Annotated in this window: 1 protein-coding gene; it reads right to left on the bottom strand. The window is 46.1% G+C overall.

Annotated features, from left to right (window positions below):
- On the bottom strand, nucleotides 1-1,494 hold a 1,494-nt coding region (locus tag F0145_RS26020), incomplete at both ends, for a PKD domain-containing protein (RefSeq protein ID WP_150093618.1).

Genomic DNA, 1,494 nt, shown 5'->3' with positions numbered 1-1,494 from the left:
AATGGTAAGGTTGGCCGGGGCCGTATAGCTGGCATTGGCTGCCGGTGAAGAAATAGATACGGATGGAGGTGCGGAACACTGCGGGTATAATTTTACTACTTTGGTGGTTGCTAAACCGGCGGCATCGGTTACGGTTAAGGTAATGCTATAGTAATAGGTTTCGGCACCGCATCCTAATGGTGAAATAACAGCCGTAGTTTCCGGTGAAGTATCAGCAGGTTCGGGATGCTCGTGGCTGGCGTGATGCAAGGTTGTCTGCCACTTATAGGAAAGCTGGCTATTGCTATGCTCCGAATCAGTAACGGTAGCCCGTAAGTTATAGGTAGTCTGGCCAGTCATGGGATAATAGGTATTATCCAGCGGACTGGTAATATCTACTTGTGGCGGGGTATTGTTAACCGAAATGATTAAGGAAGTTTGATGGAAACTGCCCTGGCTGTCGGTCACCGTTAAAGTAACTGTGCGTTGCGTAGGAGTATTCGTAGCGGTGGTAAAACTATGCATAGGGTTGGGCAGCGTACTGCTGGTCCCATCGCCAAAGTCCCACCGGCAGGTAAGCGGCTGACCATCCGGGTCGTGGGAAGCACTACCGGTAAATTGTATATTTAAAGGACTAGGGCCATAAGTTTTATCGGCCGAAGCTATCGCTACCGGCGGCTGGTTAGTTTTATTATAAGTAATTTTCCGGACCTGGTAAGGATAAGCAATATAATACAGTCCCGGCTCGGTGGGGTGAGTAGCCATTCCAACCACAATGGCATTATTACCTATTAAACCATTAATGGCGGTCGGGATATTATCACTATCTACCGTTAAGCTGCGAATCCATCCACTGCCATAATCTCCGAAAAAGAATGCATTCTGGTATTCGGGTGGGAAATCACTGTGGGGATAAAAAACGCCGCCGGTAACAGAGCTGCCTGAAAACATAGTTCCGGTAGCAGGAGAACCTGCTGCCCCCAGATTAGTAACAGTTGCCGTTTCACCACTAAAAGTTGCCGTTCTGGTTATGGTCTGGTCGTGTTTCCAGTCTATAATAGGACGATTGTGGAGATAAGTTTTAACCGTAGACGGAATTGTTTGGGTATTATTACAAGGATGAGTAAAGCTGGCATTACCGCTATGGGTGGCCTGGGTGATTAAATCTTGAAAATAAAAATACTGTTGGGTACATCCGTTGGTGCCGTACAAAGGATTAGGTGCAAATTTATTATAGGTCTTTTTGTTCCAAAAACCATCATGCGGGGTTAAACCTTCATACAAAGGCCAACCTAAGTTTAGCCCAGCTTTATCAATTACATCAACTTCTTCCCAGGTTCCATATCCTACATCACCTACATACAGATTTCCTGGTTTTCCGTCGGATGGAATAAAACTACCGGAATTTGGCTTAAGCGACATGCGAAAAGGATTGCGTAAACCTAAAGCCCAAACTTTAGACCGAATGGAACCTGGGTTGGTGGTTTCATAAAAAGGATTACTGGCGATGCCGTT

Origin of the sequence: Adhaeribacter rhizoryzae, from assembly GCF_008629685.1 — a bacterium.
Classification (GTDB): domain Bacteria; phylum Bacteroidota; class Bacteroidia; order Cytophagales; family Hymenobacteraceae; genus Adhaeribacter; species Adhaeribacter rhizoryzae.
This window is presented reverse-complemented; position numbering and strand designations above follow the sequence as displayed.